General features: G+C 44.7%; 22 protein-coding genes. 14 read left to right on the top strand and 8 right to left on the bottom strand.

The features are described from left to right. The first annotated feature begins 3 nt into the window (after nt 1-3). From K6T99_10100 to K6T99_10035, 14 genes are all read left to right on the top strand, one after another. Nucleotides 4-516, top strand: a complete 513-nt coding sequence (locus tag K6T99_10100; GenBank protein ID MCL6520172.1) for a methylated-DNA--[protein]-cysteine S-methyltransferase — start codon at nt 4-6, stop codon at nt 514-516. Between the two features lie 45 nt (nt 517-561). Next, a complete protein-coding gene (locus K6T99_10095; GenBank protein ID MCL6520171.1) occupies nt 562-921 on the top strand; it encodes a phage holin family protein in 360 nt (119 codons plus the stop codon). Nucleotides 922-927: 6 nt separating this feature from the next. Continuing rightward, nucleotides 928-1,788, top strand: coding sequence for an RNase adapter RapZ (gene rapZ, locus K6T99_10090; GenBank protein MCL6520170.1), 861 nt, complete (start codon nt 928-930; stop codon nt 1,786-1,788). 7 nt (nt 1,789-1,795) lie between these two features. Then, nucleotides 1,796-3,139, top strand: a complete 1,344-nt coding sequence (locus K6T99_10085) for a YvcK family protein (GenBank protein ID MCL6520169.1) — start codon at nt 1,796-1,798, stop codon at nt 3,137-3,139. A gap of 142 nt (nt 3,140-3,281) precedes the next feature. Beyond that, nucleotides 3,282-4,295, top strand: a complete 1,014-nt coding sequence (gene gap / locus K6T99_10080) for a type I glyceraldehyde-3-phosphate dehydrogenase (GenBank protein MCL6520168.1) — start codon at nt 3,282-3,284, stop codon at nt 4,293-4,295. A 137-nt stretch (nt 4,296-4,432) separates the two neighbouring features. Beyond that, complete coding sequence (locus tag K6T99_10075) at nt 4,433-5,641, top strand: phosphoglycerate kinase (protein ID MCL6520167.1); 1,209 nt, start codon at nt 4,433-4,435, stop codon at nt 5,639-5,641. Between the two features lie 112 nt (nt 5,642-5,753). Continuing rightward, the gene (gene tpiA / locus K6T99_10070; GenBank protein ID MCL6520166.1) at nt 5,754-6,551 is read left to right on the top strand and encodes a triose-phosphate isomerase; all 798 of its coding nucleotides are present in this window, start codon (nt 5,754-5,756) and stop codon (nt 6,549-6,551) included. Nucleotides 6,552-6,634: 83 nt separating this feature from the next. After that, complete coding sequence (locus tag K6T99_10065) at nt 6,635-7,429, top strand: DUF72 domain-containing protein (protein MCL6520165.1); 795 nt, start codon at nt 6,635-6,637, stop codon at nt 7,427-7,429. Between the two features lie 101 nt (nt 7,430-7,530). Further along, nucleotides 7,531-7,815: a co-chaperone GroES gene (gene groES / locus K6T99_10060; protein MCL6520164.1), complete on the top strand. Its 285-nt coding sequence runs from the start codon at nt 7,531-7,533 to the stop codon at nt 7,813-7,815. Between the two features lie 18 nt (nt 7,816-7,833). After that, a complete protein-coding gene (groL, locus tag K6T99_10055) occupies nt 7,834-9,453 on the top strand; it encodes a chaperonin GroEL (protein MCL6520163.1) in 1,620 nt (539 codons plus the stop codon). A gap of 266 nt (nt 9,454-9,719) precedes the next feature. Continuing rightward, nucleotides 9,720-11,264, top strand: a complete 1,545-nt coding sequence (gene guaA / locus K6T99_10050) for a glutamine-hydrolyzing GMP synthase (protein ID MCL6520162.1) — start codon at nt 9,720-9,722, stop codon at nt 11,262-11,264. A 7-nt stretch (nt 11,265-11,271) separates the two neighbouring features. After that, nucleotides 11,272-11,826: a hypoxanthine phosphoribosyltransferase gene (hpt, locus tag K6T99_10045; GenBank protein ID MCL6520161.1), complete on the top strand. Its 555-nt coding sequence runs from the start codon at nt 11,272-11,274 to the stop codon at nt 11,824-11,826. A 250-nt stretch (nt 11,827-12,076) separates the two neighbouring features. Further along, a complete protein-coding gene (rho, locus tag K6T99_10040) occupies nt 12,077-13,351 on the top strand; it encodes a transcription termination factor Rho (GenBank protein MCL6520160.1) in 1,275 nt (424 codons plus the stop codon). A 78-nt stretch (nt 13,352-13,429) separates the two neighbouring features. Next, nucleotides 13,430-13,984, top strand: coding sequence for a bifunctional nuclease family protein (locus K6T99_10035; GenBank protein MCL6520159.1), 555 nt, complete (start codon nt 13,430-13,432; stop codon nt 13,982-13,984). 113 nt (nt 13,985-14,097) lie between these two features. Here the strand turns inward: K6T99_10035 and K6T99_10030 are convergent, their stop codons facing one another. From K6T99_10030 to K6T99_09995, 8 genes are all read right to left on the bottom strand, one after another. Next, nucleotides 14,098-14,319, bottom strand: coding sequence for a hypothetical protein (locus K6T99_10030; GenBank protein MCL6520158.1), 222 nt, complete (start codon nt 14,317-14,319; stop codon nt 14,098-14,100). 38 nt (nt 14,320-14,357) lie between these two features. After that, on the bottom strand, nt 14,358-14,768 hold the full coding sequence (locus K6T99_10025) for a response regulator (GenBank protein ID MCL6520157.1): 411 nt from the start codon (nt 14,766-14,768) through the stop codon (nt 14,358-14,360). A gap of 240 nt (nt 14,769-15,008) precedes the next feature. Further along, complete coding sequence (gene gcvH / locus K6T99_10020) at nt 15,009-15,395, bottom strand: glycine cleavage system protein GcvH (GenBank protein ID MCL6520156.1); 387 nt, start codon at nt 15,393-15,395, stop codon at nt 15,009-15,011. Nucleotides 15,396-15,508: 113 nt separating this feature from the next. Next, entirely contained in the window at nt 15,509-16,381 is an 873-nt protein-coding gene (locus tag K6T99_10015; GenBank protein MCL6520155.1) for a homocysteine S-methyltransferase family protein, read from the bottom strand. A gap of 9 nt (nt 16,382-16,390) precedes the next feature. Then, nucleotides 16,391-16,834: a CBS domain-containing protein gene (locus K6T99_10010; protein ID MCL6520154.1), complete on the bottom strand. Its 444-nt coding sequence runs from the start codon at nt 16,832-16,834 to the stop codon at nt 16,391-16,393. After that, the gene (locus K6T99_10005; GenBank protein ID MCL6520153.1) at nt 16,737-17,915 is read right to left on the bottom strand and encodes a glycosyltransferase; all 1,179 of its coding nucleotides are present in this window, start codon (nt 17,913-17,915) and stop codon (nt 16,737-16,739) included. The genes K6T99_10010 and K6T99_10005 overlap by 98 nt, the downstream gene beginning before the upstream one ends. A 20-nt stretch (nt 17,916-17,935) precedes the next feature. After that, entirely contained in the window at nt 17,936-19,240 is a 1,305-nt protein-coding gene (locus K6T99_10000) for a glycosyltransferase family 4 protein (protein ID MCL6520152.1), read from the bottom strand. A 68-nt stretch (nt 19,241-19,308) separates the two neighbouring features. After that, entirely contained in the window at nt 19,309-19,659 is a 351-nt protein-coding gene (locus K6T99_09995; protein ID MCL6520151.1) for an STAS domain-containing protein, read from the bottom strand. Between the last annotated feature and the right edge of the window lie 600 nt (nt 19,660-20,259).

The raw sequence follows: 20,259 nt of genomic DNA, 5'->3' as shown, positions 1-20,259 counted from the left end.
GAAATGACCAAAAAGATATACAGATTGATACACACCTGTTTTGGCTGGGTTGGATTACTTGGAGATGCCGACGGTCGCATTTGCAGGCTTTCGCTCCCGGTAGTTACTAGGGATGAGGCTTATTGCAGGCTAATTAAAGGAACGAGTGAGCTTGCTATCGAATCAGATAGTGATTTAGATTCAATTGCTGAGCAAATCATTCGTTATTTTAAGGGGGAGACTGTTAACTTCAATTGTGAGGTAGATTTAAGCGGGCAGAATGAATTTGACCGCCTTGTTTGGGATGCCACGTCGGAGATTGGGTATGGAGATGTTCGATCTTACGCTTGGGTTGCTGAAAGGATTGGAAGAGTGGGGGCGTATCGCGCGGTCGGTCAATCGCTTGCCAAAAACCCAATCCCGCTTATAATCCCATGTCACCGCGTGATAAAATCAAATGGCGAGCTGGGCGGATTTAGTGGTGGCATTGACATGAAGGCAAGACTGCTTGAATTAGAACGTGCGGCAGTTGTGTAGAGTTTTGGCAATTTTTTGTTTTGAATAGGGTAGGGGTACGGCTAGATGAAAGGCTTAGCGATTAGGTGGCTAATTAGCGTGTTGGCTTTGTATGCAACTGCGTTTTTGGCTCAAAAGGTTGGATTGGAAATTCGACTTACTGGCGCATTTTCAGCTTTGCTTGCGGTGGTAATTCTTGGGATTATAAATGCACTAATCAGGCCCATTGTAGTAATCCTCACGCTTCCGTTGAATTGCCTAACGCTTGGGATATTTACATTTCTTATCAACGGCTTGATGTTTTGGCTTGCCGGCCAGCTTGTTCCCGGTTTTGTAGTGAAGGGGCCGCTTGCGGCATTATTCGGCTCGATTGTAATGGGAATAATCAGCGGCTTGGCAAATAATCTAATTGGACATAGGAAGTAGGGGAATATGCAGCTTGTTATTGTAACAGGGATGTCTGGCGCAGGAAAGACGCTTGCGATTAGGGCGTTTGAGGACATGGGTTATTTCTGCGTTGATAACCTTCCTCCAAACCTCTTGCCGAACTTGCGCGAGTTTTGCAGAAACAGCGAATGCGCCGACGAAAGAATTGCTGTTGTGGTAGATGTTCGCTCGGGGGAACTCCTTTCCGACCTTGCGCGGGCGCTGCCAATCCTTTTCGATGGGTTCAAGAAAGCTAGAATCCTCTTCCTCGATGCCAGCGAGGAGGTGCTCGTACAGCGGTTTAAGGAAACGCGCCGCAAACATCCCTTGTTTGACAGGTGCCATGGCATTCTAGAGAGCATAGCATTGGAACGAAAGATGCTTGTAGACTTGAAAGAGCTAGCCGACAAAGTGATAGACACCTCAGAGCTTGACCCGGCGCGCTTAAAAACTGAAATAGTGACTTATTTTGGAGACGACAGCTCGGACGCTGGACTAATTATAACGGTTACTTCCTTTGGGTTTAAATGGGGTCTTCCACTTGATGCAGACCTCGTTTTCGATGTTCGGTTCCTCATAAATCCCCATTATGTGCCTGAAATGCGCCCGTTCGACGGCCGCGACCAGCCAGTTGAAGAATATGTTACCAATGACCCATTGACAAAAGAGTTTATGCAGCGGCTTCTTGGTTTAATTGATTTTTCATTGCCGCAATATGAAAATGAAGGAAAAGCATATTTGAATATAGCAATTGGATGCACCGGGGGCAGACACAGGTCTGTCGTTATAGCCAATAAGCTAGCTGCCTTTTTGAAGGGTAAAAACTACAAAGTAATTGTCAAGCACAGGGATGTAGCAAAGGAGTAGCGTTGTAATGCCATGGAAGAGAAGGTTAAAAAGCGCGCTTAAATGGCTTTATCCTGGCATGCGTGTAAAGCGCTGGTTATTCCTGACACCCATCGGCGTGTTCTTAGTAATAATCGGAGTTACCCTCATTACAAATACTCAGGTAGTTGATTACCTTAACAATGTTGCAAATTGGGTCTATCAGACGAGCAGTGAGTTTTTACCAAAGCCATTAAACCTCAGCGAACCAAGAGTCTATATCCCTCTTTCTATTCTCTTCATTTTAGTTGGGTTATCGTTGATATTCGTAAGCTTCCGGCAGGTAATTGCATCCATCGCCAGCGTGATAAGTCCGCAGGATAAGGACCGTCTAGCCGATGTAATTTACAAGCGCCGCCATCTCGCTCAGGGACATAGGATGGTCGTAATCGGCGGGGGAACAGGCCTTTCTGCCCTCCTAAGGGGTTTAAAGGAACACACGAGTAATATCGTGGCGATTGTTACGGTAACCGATGACGGCGGTAGCTCGGGCAGACTTCAGCGACAGTTTGGAATGTTGCCTCCTGGTGATATTAGGAACTGTCTTGTCGCCTTGGCAGACGCAGAACCGCTAATGACCGAACTATTCCAGCATCGGTTTGATGAGGTAGGCGATGGGTTGGCAGGCCATTCTTTTGGCAACCTGCTAATAGCCGCCATGACTAACATTACTGGTGATTTTGAGAGAGCAATAAAGGAAACAAGCAATATTCTCGCAATCCGCGGGCGCGTATTACCATCTACTCTGCAAAACGTAGTTCTTCGGGCGGAGATGGAGGATGGTTCTATTTTAGAAGGCGAAACTAACATCACAAAATCACCTCTGGCAATAAAACGTATATCACTTTTTCCGGAAGATGTTATGCCGCTTGATGAAACTTTGGAAGCAATCAGGCTTGCTAATGCTATTGTTGTTGGTCCGGGAAGCCTCTACACTAGTGTGATTCCAAACCTTCTAGTAAAAGGTATGGTAGAGGCAATAATGGATTCTGACGCTGTGAAGATTTACGTATGCAATGTGATGACGCAACCTGGTGAGACCAATGGCTATCGTGCTTCTGACCACGTAAAGGCAATTTTTGAACATACGGGAAAGCGCATCTTCAATTATGTCCTCGTGAACAAAGAAGTTCCCTCTATCCGTCTACTAGAGAAGTATCAGCGCGAAGGTGCTGAGCTGGTTTCGCCCGATGTAGATGCAATCCGTGAAATGGGGTATAAACCTGTAACGGGGAATTACATCAGTGAAACCGAAGTAGTACGGCATGACCCCCAAAAGCTTGCTCAGGCTATTATTAGGCTGGTGTTTGAAAAATCATTCCTGCCTAGATAGCTGAAAGCTTGACACACATACAACCCTTGGCTAAAATACAATGGTTTTCATTCGACAGCCGAATGAAAAACCATTAGAGTGCTTTCTGGTCTGGTAAACAAACTTTCCTAGGCTAGAAAATAAAATCAAAGGAGGTTATCAGGTGGCTGTAAAAGTTGGTATCAATGGTTTTGGACGCATTGGTAGACTCACCTTGCGGGCGATTCTTGAGAAATACCCCGATGAAATTGAGGTAGTCGCCCTGAATGACATTGTGGATGCCAAGACGAACGCACACCTATTCAAGTATGACTCCAGCTATGGAATCTTCTGCGGCGATGTTGTTGCCGAAGAAAAAGACATCGTTGTAAATGGCAAGAAGATTTTCGTTTATGCTGAGAAGGACCCTGCCGCCATTCCATGGGGCGATCACGGTGTTGAGGTCGTCGTTGAGTCCACGGGTATTTTCACCGATGCAGAAAAAGCGAAAGCTCACCTGCGAGATTCTGTCAAGAAGGTCATCATTACCGCTCCTGCGAAGAACGAAGATATTACTGTCGTTCTAGGCGTAAATGAGGACATGTATGACCCAGCAAAGCACACAATTATCTCAAATGCCTCATGCACAACCAACTGTCTCGCTCCGGTAGCGAAGGTACTGCAGGATAGCTTTGGCATCGTGAAGGGATTCATGACGACAGCTCATGCCTACACGAATGACCAGAGAATTCTTGACCAGGCTCACAAAGACCTAAGACGAGCAAGGGCTGGCGCATTGAGCATAATCCCGACAACCACAGGAGCTGCGAAAGCCATTTCGCTTGTAATTCCTGAGCTTAAAGGCAAAATGCATGGTATAGCCCTTCGAGTGCCGACCCCGACAGTTTCGCTTGTTGACCTCGTTGTAGAGCTTGAGAAAGAAGCAACAGAAGATGCAATCAACGATGCACTGAGAGCAGCTGCGAACGGCAAGATGAAGGGCTACCTTGGTGTCTGCGACGAACCGCTAGTCTCGGTTGACTTTAAAGGCAATTCACTTTCCTCAATCGTTGACAGTCCTTCAACCATGGTTCTCGGCGGCAATATGGCGAAAGTTCTTGCATGGTATGACAACGAATGGGGTTACTCCTGCCGCGTTGCCGACCTGATTGACTACCTAGTAAAGAAGGGAATGTAGTTCCTATTAACTGGTGATTCTGCTAAGGACGGTCGGGGTCGTCGGGTGAAAGTTTTTAAATAATTACCTAACGATCCCGACGCCTGATAAAGAAACACTGAAAATCTTATTCGTCGTTTTATAGGGAGGAGTTTTCCATGAACAAAAAAAATGTTGAGGATATTGATGTCAGCAATAAACGAGTACTAGTCAGAGTTGACTTCAACGTTCCCCTCGATGAAAATCGCAACATCACCGACGACCACAGAATAGTAGCTGCATTACCCACTATAAAATACCTAATCGACCACAATGCGAAAATAATCCTTGTAACGCACCTTGGACGTCCGAAAGGGCCAAGCGATAAGTTGCGGTTGGATCCAGTTGCGAAAAGACTCAGTGAACTTCTTGGAAAACCGGTCAAAAAGCTTAATAATGCCATAGGCCCAGAGGTCGAGGCTGCCGTAAGCGAGATGAAGCCCGGGGATGTCATCCTTTTGGAAAACATTCGTTTTTATGAAGAGGAAGAAAAAAACGACCCCGAATTTGCAAAAAAGCTTGCTTCACTAGCAGAGATCTATGTAAATGATGCGTTTGGCACTGCCCACCGTGCCCATGCTTCTACTGAGGGTGTTGCGCACTACCTTCCTGCTGTTGCAGGCTTCCTAATGAAAAAAGAAATAGAGTATCTAGGTAAAGCGCTTTCCAATCCAGATAGGCCTTTTGTTGCAGTGCTTGGTGGTGTAAAGGTTTCTGACAAAATCACCGTAATTGAAAATCTCCTCAACAAGGTTGATGCACTTTTAATTGGCGGCGCAATGATCTATACATTCCTGGTTGCGCAGGGGTATAAGGTTGGAAACTCAATGGTTGATAAACCAGGAATCGAGCTTGCAAAGAATGCAATGGAAAAGGCAAAAGCCCTTGGTGTAGACCTTGAATTGCCAGTAGACGTGGTTGCAGTCGAACTTCCGGCAGATTTCGATATACCCTCAGGCGTCCCCGCAGATGTTGACATCAAAATTGTACCTGCAACAGCCATCCCAGAAGGATACCGTGGCCTAGATATTGGTCCGAAAACAGTAGAACTGTTTTCACAGAAAATCAAGTCTGCGCGCACCGTGGTATGGAATGGTCCAATGGGGGTATTTGAAGACCCACGCTTTGCAAATGGTACATTAGGGATTGCCAAGGCCATGGCAGAATCAACAGCAACAACAATAGTAGGCGGCGGAGATTCCGCTGCCGCAGTAGAGCAGATGGGACTTGCGGATAAAATGAGCCATGTTTCAACTGGTGGTGGGGCATCGCTAGAATTCCTTGAAGGCAAAGAACTCCCTGGTGTTGCAGCATTAAACGATAAATAGGGCTTTTCCTAATACAATGCATTCCAAATAATCACATTGCACACTGTATGCCCCCAAAACGCTGTTTCGGGGGCATACAAATTCAGAATAACTCAAGAGGAAGGAAATAAAAATGAGGTTACCCCTAATTGCTGGCAATTGGAAAATGAACAAGACAGTTGGTGAGGCAGTTGATTTTGTCGAACGCCTTCGTACCGAAGTTGCCGGCGTCAAAAATGCCGAGATAATTGTCTGCCCGCCATTTACTGCAATCTATGAAGTCGCACGAACGCTAATGGGTTCGAATGTAGGTGTTGGGGCGCAAAACGTTTTCTGGAAGACAGAAGGGGCGTATACAGGTCAAATATCGCCCAAAATGCTCGCTGATGCAGGGTGCACGTATGTCATCATAGGCCATTCAGAGACACGAGGACGCTTCGGCAAGGTAGACGCTGATATGCCCCCTAATTTGCTCAAATATTTCGCTGAGACGGACGAAAGCGTAAATCTCAAGCTTCATGCGGCTTTTAGCGGAGGGCTTGTGCCGATTGTCTGCGTTGGTGAAACAATCGACGAACGAAAAGCTGGCAAGACTGATGATGTTATTCGAATTCAAGTTGAGAAAGGGTTAAATGGATTGACGCCGAAGCAGGCAGCAGGTATGGTTATCGCATATGAGCCAGTGTGGGCTATTGGCACAGGTGAAGTATGCGATGCCGCAGAGGCTAATCGAGTATGCGGCATGATTCGAGGATTAGTACGTTCGATGTTTGGCAATGAAGCTGCTGATGGTATTAGGATACAGTACGGTGGAAGCGTAAAACCTGATAATGCCGAAGAACTCCTTAGCCAGCCGGAGATAGATGGTGCGCTTGTCGGAGGTGCAAGCTTAAAAGTTTCCGATTTCATTGCAATTATCCGATCTGTCTAGCACCAAGTTTAGAACTTCCTGATGAAAAGCAGAATGTAAGCATCGAGGTCAAGCTTAATAAAGCGGTGGTACAATTGTAAATCATGGGAGAAATTCGCATTGGCACATCTGGGTTCAGCTATGATGATTGGAAGGGGCCTTTCTACCCACAAGGTATTTCCAAGTCAGAAATGCTTGCTTATTATGCAAGCAAGTTTCCCACTGTTGAAGTAAATTCGACCTTTTATGCGATTCCTTCTGCTAATACTTTCAAGCGAATGGTAGAGAAAACTCCTACCGATTTCGACTTCGTTGTTAAGGCTTACAAAGAGCTGACGCATAGCCCGGAAGTAAATTTGGATTTTTTTAGGCAATTTAAAATGGCAATTTCGCCACTAAACGAATCGGGGAAGTTGGGGTGTATCCTTGCACAATATCCTTGGAGCTTTCGGAAAAATATTGAAAATATGGATAGAGTGCGCAAACTTAGACATGAGTTTGGTGAACTGCCCGTAGCTGTTGAGTTTCGGAATTCCTCATGGATTTCAAAAGAAACCTTTGAACTGCTAAGGGAGCATAACATTGGATTTTGTTGTGTAGATGAGCCCAGATTGCACGGCCTAATGCCAGATGTAGTAGTAGCAACTTCAGCAATCGGCTATGTGCGTTTTCACGGACGGAACGCTGAAAAGTGGTGGACTCATGAGGAAGCGTGGCAACGTTATGATTATTTGTACACAAATGAGGAGTTGTCAGAATGGGTTCCGAAAATTCGCAAGCTGGCCGAATCTTGCGACCGAACATACTTATTTTTTAACAATCATCATGCCGGTAATGCAGCTAAAAATGCCCAGATGATAGCATCATTACTTGGCGTTTCTTTGCATCCAAATGATTAGGGGTTGCATGTCGAAGTGAGTTTATAGTATGATAATGGGCGTTAGCACTCTCACCCGTAGAGTGCTAAAACTATGTTAAGTTGAACGGAGGTGGATATAACATGTTGAAGCCACTTGCTGATCGAATCGTTGTGAAGCCAACAAAGGGTGAAGAAATGACAAAGGGAGGTATTGTACTTCCTGACACCGCTAAGGAACGCCCACAGGAGGGTGAGGTAATTGCCGTAGGTCCAGGGAAGACCATGGAAAATGGCAAAGTTGTTCCTATGGAAGTCAAGGCAGGAGACAAGGTTATCTATTCCAAATATGGCGGCACAGAAATAAAAATTGGCTCTGAGGAGTATGTTGTCCTCCGACAAGATGATGTTCTCGCCATAGTCCAGTAAGGAAGGAGGTTGCCCAATATGGCTAAAGAGCTCAAATATGATGAGGAAGCACGACAATCGCTCGAGCGGGGAGTTAATATTCTGGCCGATGCAGTAAAAGTTACCCTTGGCCCGCGAGGTAGAAATGTCGTCATCCAAAAGAAATTTGGTTCTCCCACGGTAATAAATGATGGCGTTACAATCGCAAAGGAGATAGAAGTCGAGGACCGCTTTGAGAACATGGGTGCTCAGCTTATTCGTGAAGTTGCCTCAAAGACCAACGACGTTGCGGGCGACGGAACAACCACAGCGACTGTGCTTGCGCAAGCCATGGTTCGCGAGGGAATGAAGAACGTAACGGCTGGTTCCAACCCCATGCTTATCAAAAAAGGCATTGAGAAAGCGGTTAATGCTGCTGTTGAAGAAATTAAAAAAATCAGCAAGCCAATTGAAAGCCGTGAAGAAATTGCCGAAGTAGCAGCTATTTCGGCAAATGAGGCCGCTATAGGCGAGCTAATCGCCGACGCAATGGAAAAGGTGGGTAAAGATGGCGTAATAACCGTCGAGGAATCCAAGAGTATGGCTACGAACCTCCAATTTGTCGAGGGAATGCAATTCGACAAGGGGTATATATCCCCGTACATGGTAACGGATCCGGAGAGAATGGAAGCCGTTCTAGAGGAGCCATACATTTTGCTGTATGAAAAGAAAATCTCAGCTGTTGCTGACATTATCCCAATCTTGGAGAAAGTTGTGCGAACCGGCAGACCACTGCTAATAATCGCCGAAGATGTTGAGGGAGAAGCACTTGCAACCTTGGTAGTCAACAAAATTAGAGGTACCCTTAATGCAGTGGCTGTTAAGGCACCTGGCTTTGGCGACCGACGCAAAGCGATGATGGAAGACATCGCAATTCTTACCGACGGGAAATTCATAACAGAAGACCTTGGCTTGAAGCTGGAAAACGTAGACCTACCAATGCTTGGTCGCGCAAAGAAGGTTGTCGTTGACAAGGAAAATACGACTATAATCGAAGGGAAAGGTTCACAGGCTGCGATTCAGGGGCGGATTGCCCAAATTAAGCGCCAAATAGAGGAAACTGAATCTGATTATGACCGCGAGAAGCTTCAGGAGCGCTTAGCAAAACTTGCTGGTGGAGTTGCGGTCATCGAAGTTGGTGCGGCTACCGAGACCGAACTTAAAGAACGCAAGCATAGAATAGAAGATGCTCTCTCTGCTACTAGAGCTGCAGTAGAGGAAGGGATTGTGCCGGGCGGCGGCGTTACATTGATTAATATAATTCCTGCACTAGAAAATATTTCTGGCACGCCTGAAGAAATAACCGGCATCAATATAGTGAAGAAGGCGCTTGAAGAGCCTGCGAAGCTAATTGCTGAAAATGCAGGTTTGGAAGGTTCGGTAGTGGTAGAAAAGTTGAAAGCCTCAGAAAAAGGAATTGGGCTAAATGCGGTGACTGGTCAATATGTGGACATGTTGAAAGCAGGAATTGTAGACCCTGCTAAGGTAACGCGAACTGCGTTAGAGAATGCGGCTAGCATTGCTTCGATGCTGCTGACTACCGAAGCGCTTGTAGCCGAGATTCCAGAGAAAGAAAAAGCGCCGGCTGCACCTGGCGGCATGGGCGGCGGAATGTACTAGTTGAAAAAGTCATTTACACTCATTCCCAAAAGATAAAGGCAGTGGGAATGCATTTCACAAATAGGAGTGCGATGGTTTGAATTTCAAACCATCGCACTCCTAAAAAGCTGGGGTTGCCTTGACATCATTAATGACAATTTAGTAGAATGAACACGTTAATTTTGCCGCTCTATGGAAGTAGATAATAGCTTATAATGTGCCCCAGTAGTTTTGTAGCCCAGTGATTAAACAACAGTCAAACAACATTCCCCAGGGGTTCCTCTAGAATGGAGATTGGTACCTCAGTTGAACGAATTGGAGTTCTTGACTTCGGTGCGCAGTACAGCCAGCTGATAGCCCGAAGAGTGCGGGAGTGCCATGTTTATGCTGAAATACTGCCGCACGACATCTCGCCTGGGCACATAAAGGCAATGGGTTTATCTGGAATAATACTTTCAGGTGGTCCCTCAAGCGTTTATGACGCTGGCGTTCCCACTTGTGATAAAACTATATTTGAGCTCGGTATCCCGGTTTTAGGTATTTGTTATGGCATGCAGCTAATGGCACATTTGTTAGGCGGACGGGTAATAGGAAGCGCAAAGCGAGAATACGGTAAAACTGAGCTTGAAATTTTAAGCTCAGGGGATTTGTTTAAAGGTCTAAAGGGTAAGGTTACAACTTGGATGAGCCATGGAGATAGCGTCGAGGATGTTCCGCCTGGCTTCTTGTGCATAGCGCGAACTGAAAATACGCCAATAGCCGCCATGGCTGCCCCTGAAAGAAAGCTTTATGGCGTGCAATTTCATCCCGAGGTTGCCCACACACCTAAAGGCAAGCAGATTATATCCAATTTCTTGTATGATGTGTGTGGTTGCAAGGGCCTTTGGACAATGGGCTCATTTATAGAGCAGTCGGTTGAAGAAATTCGAAAGCAGGTTGGTAGTGAAAAAGTAATATGTGCTCTAAGCGGCGGTGTGGATTCATCTGCAGTTGCAGTGCTTGTCCACAAAGCAGTTGGAGATCAACTAACCTGTGTCTTTGTCAATCATGGTATGCTTCGCAAAGGCGAAGCAGAGATGGTTCGATCGACTTTTGAGGAACATTTTAACATTAAGTTGGTTTACATTGAGGCTGAAGAGAGATTTTTAAATAAGCTTAGGGGAATAGTAAATCCTGAACAAAAACGAAATATTATCGGTAGCGAGTTCGTCCGAGTGTTTGAAGAAGAAGCCTCGAAACTTGGGGATATTCGATTTCTAGCGCAAGGGACTATTTATCCTGACGTAATCGAAAGCGGGACTAAATCTGCCGCCAAAATTAAAACACACCATAATGTTGCGGGTCTTCCTGATGATATTAAATTCGAATTAATTGAGCCGATTCGTTATTTGTTCAAGGATGAAGTTCGGGATGTTTGCAAAGAGCTCGGTTTGCCGGATGAAATAACATGGCGGCAACCGTTTCCTGGTCCAGGATTGGGTGTTCGTGTGGTAGGCGAAGTAACAAAGGAACGTCTTCATATACTAAGGGAAGCGGACGCCATTGTGCTCGAAGAAATTCAAAAGGCGGGGCTTTATCGAGAGCTTTGGCAATCCTTTGCCGTACTTCTGCCAGTTCAGTCTGTTGGCGTTATGGGTGACCAGCGCACTTATGCATATCCGGTCGTCGTCCGAGCTGTAACTAGTGATGATGCAATGACGGCTGACTGGGCTAAACTCCCGACAGAAGTTCTCGAGCGAATCAGCAGGCGCATAGTCAATGAGGTCAAGGGAGTAAACCGTGTGCTCTACGACATCAGCTCAAAACCTCCTTCAACAATCGAATGGGAGTAGGAGATTGATTGCTGAGGAAATTGCTGAGATTTTAATTTCCAAAGAGCAAATAGAAGCCCGGGTTGCAGAACTGGGGCGCAAGATTTCTGAGGACTACCTTGGCAAGGAATTAGTATTAGTTGGTATTCTAAAAGGCGCTGTTGTTTTCTTAGCTGACCTTATGAGGCAGATTTCAATCCCTTTATTAGTTGATTTTGTTGCCATATCTAGTTATGGACCATCTACGCGCTCGTCGGGCGTGGTAAAAATTCTCAAGGACCTGGATGAAAGCGTCGAAAATAAACATGTGTTAATAGTGGAGGACATCATTGATACTGGTTTGACGCTTAAGCTAAGTTACTTGAAAGACAACCTTGAGCGGCGAAAAGCAGCCAGCGTAAAGATATGCACGCTTCTTGATAAACCAGCTCGAAGGCAAGTGGATATCGAACCAGATTACAAGGGCTTTACCATTCCAGATAAGTTTGTTGTGGGCTACGGCCTAGATTTTGGCGGACTTTACAGAAATCTTCCCTTCATAGGAGTGCTGAAGGAGGAAATTTTTAAACAGAGGCAGGTTTAAAACGTAATTATTAGATTTGATTGCCTATTTTTGTAGACAAAAGTGCGTATACATGGTATAATTACTAGTGAATGTGAATGTTTCCCCGGTGTCTGGAATGTTGTAATAGATTTGCCTTACTCTCCGGCACCTGGTAATGCTCCATCGGAATCTCAGTTTTCTTTTTGCGCTTTCTTTCTTTTCTCCGTCTCTTGTAAAAGCGGCGGGGTTGCATTTTTAAATAATTGAGCCTAACAGGAGTTATACCCTCATGGAACTACTAGAACTTGCGGACCTCGAAAGTAAAAGTTTAGAAGAGATCCAAGAAATTGCAAAGGACCTCGGGATTGAGGAAACCGATCTGCGGAAGCAGGACCTAATGTTCAAAATTTTGCAGGCGCAGACTGAACAAAGCGGACTCATTTTCGCTCAGGGCACGCTGGAAATCCTCCCGGACGGATGGGGTTTTTTACGAAGAAATCCCAACTTTACACCAGGTCCAGAGGATATCTACGTCTCCCAGACGCAGATAAAGCGATTTGCGTTGAAGACCGGCGACGTGGTGTTGGGGCAAGTTAGGCCGCCCAAGGAGAGCGAAAAATATTATGGGCTCCTTAGAGTTGAAGCTGTTAATGGGCTCGACCCTGAGGTGGCACGCCGCCGGGTGAATTTCGATGACCTTACTCCGCTTTATCCAAACGAGCGAATTGTTCTCGAAACAGACTCCAAGAATATCTCAGCAAGGTTTATTGATTTAATAGCGCCGATAGGAAAGGGGCAGCGCGGTCTCATTGTGTCGCCTCCAAAGGCTGGTAAAACTACGCTCCTAAAAACAATTGCAAATAGTATAACAACCAACCATCCCGAAATTCATTTAATCGTTTTACTAATAGACGAACGGCCGGAAGAGGTTACAGACATCCGACGTTCAGTTAAAGGGGATGTAGTCAGCTCGACATTCGATGAAATGCCCGAGAATCATATGCGAGTTGCTGATATGGTCCTTGAGCAGGCAAAGCGGCTTGTTGAGTCAGGCAAGGATGTGGTTGTGCTTTTGGACAGCCTAACAAGGTTTGCAAGAGCATCTAACCTAACTGTTACGCCTAGCGGTCGAACGCTGTCCGGCGGGCTGGACCCATCGGCGCTTTATAGACCAAAAAGATTCTTTGGCGCCGCGCGAAACATCGAGGAAGGAGGAAGCCTCACAGTCCTTGCAACAGCCCTTGTCGAAACTGGAAGCCGTATGGATGACGTGATCTTTGAGGAATTCAAGGGTACAGGCAACATGGAATTGGTGCTAGACAGAGCGCTTGCTGAACGGCGTATTTATCCTGCTATAGATGTAAAGCGTTCTGGAACACGCCATGATGAGCTTCTTTATGACGAGGAGACCCTCAAGCGTGTATGGCAGTTGCACAGATTGCTTGCGGCGTTGGACAGCGTTGAGGCAACGGAGTTGCTTATAGATCGCCTTGCGCATACAAAGAATAATGCTGAATTTTTGAAAATTGTGGATAAAACAATGAAGAGTACAGAATTGGATTAGTTACTTGCAAACAAGGGTAACAAAAGCCATAATTGTAATAACAGGACGAAATAGGACAGAGCAGGGGAGGATAGTATCGTGAGGGAAGAGGACGAGCAGCCTGAGGAGGAGTTCAAAGACCTCGATGATTTGCTGAGCGGGAAGATGTTTCAGCATGGAGACTTCGATGGCCTGTTTGAAGGCGAGCCTCCACCTGAAATTGAAAACAAGCAGCCGCGAACGCTAGACGAAAAGGAAGTTAAGGTCGTTGGCGTTTACGAGCATATCGAGCAGGGAATGCCGCCTGCTGCATTTGTCCTACTGAGGGATAACAGTGGTCGGCAGGTGCTTATTTATATTGGCAGATTCGAAGCCTATGCGATCTCAGTTGCGTTAGAAGGAGCAACCCTAGACCGTCCGATGACTCACGACTTGATGAAAAATATACTTGATCGGTTGGGCGGAAAAGTTGACAGAATTACTATAGATGACCTTTGGCAAGATACATATTATGCCAAAATTACTGTTTCCACGAATGGTAATTTCATAGATATAGATGCAAGGCCAAGCGATGCAATTGCTCTAGCGCTGAGAGCAAAGGCGCCAATTTACATGGCAGAATCAGTTCTCCAGCAGGCGACAAGGGAAGACTAAAAGGTGGAAAATAAAAAGTTAACATAAGATAACTTATCGGACGTTTATTTTCTCACTTTTAACCCCCAATTTAAGCGCTCTAGGAAATGTCTATTTGGAAATAAATATTCTGGCTAGTTTTGTATTGGAGTGGCTTCTTTTAAGCTTTTAAGACCAGCTTCAATTTCCTTAATTTTACTGTGGCAAGCCTCAATAATTTCTTGGGCAGTACGAAGACTAACACCAACGTTTGTTTCCTTTTTATTGATAGAATAAATGTAAAGCCCAGCAACGACTCCGCCGATTATTCCGGCAGCAACGCCCAATACAACTGGCCATGTCTTTTTGTCGTCCACCCTCGTGCCCTCCGCACTGTGTAAATCTGCCATATTAATTAGGTGATCTCATATCTCTTTTCGCCGTAGTCTTCATCCTCCATGGACTTAAAAATTCGCTTAACAAATGATATAAGCTCCATGGGATTGAAAGGCTTAGTTAGATAGCAATCAACACCAGACTGCCATCCCCTGAAGACGTCGGCATCTTGCGCTTTTGCTGTCAACATGATTACGGGGATATCACGAGTGCTGGGGTTGCGGCGTAGATTCTGTAGCACCTCAAACCCATCCATATAGGGCATCATTACGTCTAGGATTACAAGGTCGGGTCTTTCTTCTTCAACTTTTTGAAGGGCTTCCTTGCCATCAGATGCAGTGACAACCTCATAACCTTGACGCTCAAGGTTAACTTGTACTAATCTTACTATGTGTTTTTCATCATCGACAGCCAAAATTTTGCGTGGCATAAAGGCAGCCTCCTCTCAGACTATCTCAAATAGTATAGCGTACATTTAATATCATTGTCAACGTTTGCCTTTTTGGAATATTTACCCAACAGTTAATAAAGTTGAAATATGTATTATATCGGGGTTAGGCGATATATCATCAGCCCCTTTTCTATAATCGGAAGCTTGAGAGCGTAGTTTGAGTAGTATTTGCATGTTAGATTGGCAATTTTCTCCCCTATAAATTTTTCCAATGGCCGTTCAGTGGTTTTTTATGAACTCCTCATAATCATCGGCACTCATTAGTGTATTAGCCTCTTCTGGATTAGACATCTCGATAGTAAACATCCAACCACTGTGGTATGGACTTTCGTTGATTTTCTCTGGTGCCTCGGAAAGTTCATTGTTCACTTCAACTATTTTTCCATTTACGGGCGCAAGAATTTCGTAAAATGCATCTAGTGATTCGACAGTTCCAATTACTGCGTCCTTTTTTGCAAGGGCGCCGATTTGCGGTAATTCAACAAACAGGATTTCGCCTAGTTCTGATTGTGCATGGTCTGTGATGCCGACGGTAGCTAGGTTGCCCTTACCTTTTATCTTAACCCATTCGTGAGTTTTCGTATATTTTAGGTCTTTAGGTTGCACTTTACCTCCCACATCTTCACAAGCTGATTTTTACTTAAAATTGGTTTACCCAAAATTACAATAGACCTGGAAATCTTTTCCAGGTCTATCATTACTTTCAAAATGAAAGTAAATTATATGCGGCCCAGAGCTGTTGCCATTGCTCGAATATGCTCCGGTGTGCTTCCACAGCATGCTCCTATTATATTGACCCCAATATTTGCTGCCTCCGCCGCAAACAATGCCATTTCTTCGGGGGTGCTGTCGTAGACTGTAACACCATCAGCTATTCGTGGCACTCCCGCATTTGGTTGGGCGACTACGATAGAATCCGTTGCCGCTCGTATTTGTTTGATAACGTCAAGTGTCTCCTTTGGCCCGACACCGCAATTTGCTCCTACCCCAGATGCTCCCATAGCTGTTAGAACATGGGCCGCTTCTTCTGGTGATACGCCCATCATTGTTCGTCCATTTGTATCAAAGGGCATCGTGCATAAACATGGCAAGCCTGTTTGAAGCGACCCTTTAAGTGCCGCCTTGAGTTCGGTCAAATCAGCAAATGTTTCCATTAGGATTATGTCAGCTCCTGCTTCTGCCATAGCCATTGCTTGCTCAGCAAAAACCTCGATTGCTTCTTCTTCGATTAGATCTCCTAGGGGTTCAAGAAATTTCCCCGTTGGACCAATGGAACCAGCCACAAACACTCTGTCGTTTGCTGCTTCTCGCGCTGCTTGGATGCCAAATTTATTCAGTTCGCAGACTCGATCCTGTAGCCCAAAGAGCGCAAGCTTTAATCGGTTTGCACCAAATGTGTTAGTTGATATCATTTCCGAGCCGGCCTGGATATATGCCGCGTGAATTGAACGTATGACATCAAAATGCTCAACATTCCAGAGTTCTGGACAGCTTCCAGGTGGTAGCCCCTTATTTTGGAGCATGGTTCCCATTGCTCCATCGCCAAGTATCGGTTGCTTTCTTGCTTGCTCAATTAATTCTTTTCCACGCATTCTTGTCCCCTAGATTTTGCCCTGCATTATGGCGTTTATTACATTAATCCTAGCTACGATGCCTACAACTTGCTTTCCTCTAACAATAGGAATGTTCTTAATATGTTTAAGGAGTATCATCGCTGCGGCATCAAGGACATCATCATCTTCTTTTAATGTAACTACTTTTCTAGTCATAATGCTACTTGCGGGTTTATCACGAATAGTTGCTGCTCGCGTTTCCATAACGTCGATATCGACAATTGCGGGTTCAGAACTCAGCAAGTCTTCATAGGTAGGCATCATGGCCTTTATAATATCATGTTCTGAAATTATTCCAACCAGTTCATCAGCTGAGTTTACTATAGGAATACTGCTAATCCTTGCACTGCTCAGCAAGGCTACTACTTCTGCGAGCGGAGCGTTTTCGCTTACTGTTATCGCTGGCGTCGTCATAATTTCTTTTATTTTCATTCTGTTCAAAACCTCCATGCGAGGGGTTTTTAGAAGCACTTTCTATTTCTTGCTCAAGATTGTGGATTGCAAGTTGAGCAAGTAAAAATGAAATGCAGGCTTCGGCGCCTTGATTTAAATTTAATCCCCATGGAGTTACTGCATCATAGCAACCTTTGTTCACAGGGTCATATACCCAAACTCCTGATCTATTCTTACCAAAAAACCAATCGTAAGAAGTATACGCCAATTCTAGGTATTCCTTTTGGCGAAGCTGTTTATAGGCTTCTGCAAATAAACACGCTGTATATCCCGCATCAATGCTTTGCTGGTCATACCAAGCCCTTTCACGTCCTTTTAGATACCAGCCGTTGTTGCCAATGATTTCAAGTCGTCCGTTTACAATCAGCGTATCGGTAAGGAATCCCAAGGTCTTCATAGCCACATTTTTATGAGATTTCTTGCCGGTAATCTCCGCCGCGACTAACATCGCATGAACTAAAATTGCGTTGCCATAAGTTAAATATGGTTCGAACCAGTGCCACTCCTTATCATGGTATGTTGCATACCCGGCAACAAGTGAGTCTGCCAGCGCTGTGATTTTGTCGGCAATTCCATTTGTATCTTCGTTTTGCTGAAGAAAATTATACATGCCAAGAATTGCATATGCTCTAGCACGAGGACTTTCGAGGTCACCGACTCGTCCCAAGCTATCGATTAGCAGTTTTTTGGCAACTATGCTTACATTTTCTGGGAGCTTGCTTGATGCTGCACAGCCACAGCCCCAAATAGCTCGCCCATAACAGTCTTCGGTTCCATGTTCATCAAGGAAGTTACGCTGGAAACTCATGTCGTTTCTGAAGTAACCTTCGGAGGTGTGCGCGTAGTGGATAAAGCTTAAATATCTAGTGGCAAGTGCAAGATCGCTAGGATCTCCTGTCAAGTCATAATGCTTAGCGGCGACAATCAAAGCTCTAGCATTATCGTCTGTAGTGTAGCCAAGCTTTAAGTTGGGCACGCTGTGGACAGCGTGTTGATATATTCCTGTGCAATCCGTAAGAGCTTTTAGATAGTCCAGGCTTATTGGAGGGTATTTACTCAATGAATCACTTCCTTTTAGATCTAAGCCTCTGAATGGCTTTCAATTGTTTGGTGTGCCTTTGTATGCTGAAGTATGGTATGGAACAAGTCAAGATAGTCGATGGCTACGTTAAACCAAGCAGCTCGTCGTCCATAACGGTATGCTTTAGATTCCATGTTTTCACGTAAAGTTGGGTTTGAAAGAATTTCGTTCACTGCTTTGGCGATTTCCTCAGAGTTTTTCATTGGCACCAATTTTCCCCTGCCGTCAGCAAGTACTTCTTCTGCATATAGATATGGTGTAGACACGATTGCTTTGCCACACCCGAGAGCATATGCAAGTGTACCGCTTACTATCTGGTCGCGGTTGATATATGGAGTAACGTATACGTCTGTTGCACAAAGGTAGTTTACTAATTCTTCCAGCGTAAGGTATCTATTATTGAAGCGTACATGTTTTTCAAGATTGAGGTCCGCCACAATCTGCAAAAGCTCGTTACGATAAGTTTCACCTTCATAATTGCGAACCCCTGGATGAGTTTCACCTAAAATCAGATACAAGGCATCGGGGTTTTTTTCAAGAATCATTGGCATTGCTTTGATTGCCCATTCTATTCCTTTGCCGCGGTTAATTAGCCCAAATGTAGATATTATGGGTCGGTTTGCAATCCCAAGGAGTTTTTTCACCGCAGCGGGATTTACGCGGTGAACGTTAGGTACTCCATGAGGAATAATCACGATTTTCTCGGCTGGGATTCCATAATTATTTATAAGCATTTCTTTGCCAGTTTTTACCATTACAACTACAGCTTGGGATAAGCGTGCAATTTCTTGAACAATGCGTTTTTGATTTGGGCTAGGATTGAAAAGTACTGTATGAAGAGTTGTCACGATTGGGATTTTTACTCGTTCCATGAGCGACAGAATGTATTCGCCGTCGGGACCGCCAAAGATACCGTATTCATGTTCTACATTAAGAATTTTTGCGCTCGAATTGTTAAGGAAATTGGCAGCCTGAATATAGGAGTCAAGATCTTGCTTCATAACCCGATATTTGACTATTTTCGGATATTGCTCAATGGTTCCACCAACCGCTAACACAATTGGTTCTGAAAACGGTGTGTATTTGGATATTGCGACAACTAAATCTCGGGTAAATGTTGCTATGCCACACTCTGTTGGCGGATAGGTTGCTATATAGGCAATATTGATATTATTGAGCACCCTTCGCAAGAATTTGAACATCCGAAGGTCATCAGGTCTCCATTTACCTTCGCGAAGTGTCTCACTCTGCCAACCGACAAGCGAGGTATCTTGCGAAGAGTCTTTTGCCATCCTTGTATTCATGTATTTCTCCCATCACCCTTTTTTTTCGAATTTTGTGGATAAAAGAATACACTGCCAGTGGTCTCTTGTTAGCTGGTAAGCTGGCGTATGGCATCTGCCTCATTATCATAGAGGTCAAGAACCTTTGTCAAACCGGTAATGCTTAGTACTTTCTTGACCTGGGTATTTGCTCCGATAAGTGCCATGCCTCCGTTTCTTTCGCCCGTTCGCCTAAGACCACCTATTAAGGTGCCTAGCCCTGCACTATCTATATATTGCACACCTTCCATGCTAATTAATATTCGAAATTCACCATTTTCAATCAGGTCGACAATTGCGTTTCGAAGTTTAATGCAAGTATATGAGTCTACATCACCTTTAAGGTCAATTACAGGAACATTGCCAGCTCTTCTGATTTTAATATCGAGATCCGTCTCCATAGTCATCCCTCCTTATTTGAATGAACCTCGCTTAGCTAAAGTTTAGTTTGAGGTCGAAAGTGCATGGTTTCCCAGCAAGAGCTGGGTCTGGTTCCAACCTGATGTTTTTGTTTTCATCGCGGGCGATGAAAACAATTAAGTCATTGCCTATTCTGAGGGCAATTGTGTAGGTGTTGCAAATGATTAATTTTTAACATTCCATCTGAAGGTTTTGTCCGCCGACTATCTTTAATTTTAACGTTAGTAAAAAATTTACCTTCAAAAATAAACGGGTTACTAGCTTTCTTGTAATGGCATGTTTCTTTTGCCACCCAAGTCAGCCGTTGGGCAAATATACTTGCATTATTAGTGAACCTTCAGCTGTTGGTATTATACCCAATATTCCCTCGAATGCTAACCATATATGTGTTGAAGATGGCAAGGGATTAAGAACCTTGCCTCAACTTCACTAATGCGAAAGGTTTCTTGCCTGCTGTGCCAAATAAGGGGGAAAGCAAATTTTGTGCCTAGATTTTGTTGAGATTGTTCGTAGTTTGCTTTAGAATGCCAATAGATTAATCCTATGTAAATTTACCTTTTAGTCTTTTCCATGTCAAGCTT

The sequence above is a fragment of the Armatimonadota bacterium genome, from assembly GCA_023511795.1.
Taxonomy (GTDB): Bacteria; Armatimonadota; UBA5829; order DTJY01; family DTJY01; genus JAIMAU01.
Note: the sequence above shows the minus strand (reverse complement) of the source record. Positions and strands in the feature narration are given on the sequence as shown.